We start from the raw sequence: 344 nt of genomic DNA, 5'->3' as shown, positions 1-344 counted from the left end.
TTCTGGATCGCCGACGACCCGACCGTCAGCCCCTACAGGGCCCACGTGCCGAGGCGCCGCCGAGGTTGACTCGGCCCGGCGAGGTGCGTAATGTAACCCGAGCCGCTGAACCGGGTACGGCGATCGCCTGCAGCCGGAGCGGCCAACCCACTACCTAGCTCCAACCCCCTCGGCGGGGTCGATTCTGGCGCGCCCGCGCGCCCGAATTCTAACTCGCGAGACTCGATTATGAGTCGCCGAAGGGAATCGGCTAAAGTAGTGAACGTCGAGAGGCCGGAGGCGAAAGCCGAAAGCCCGCAGACAAATCCCGCCGACCGGGAATCGGACGCCGAAAGGATCTGATA

Source organism: Streptomyces tricolor (genome assembly GCF_002155905.1).
In the GTDB taxonomy this organism is placed as follows: Bacteria; Actinomycetota; Actinomycetes; order Streptomycetales; family Streptomycetaceae; genus Streptomyces; species Streptomyces tricolor.
This window is presented reverse-complemented; position numbering follows the sequence as displayed.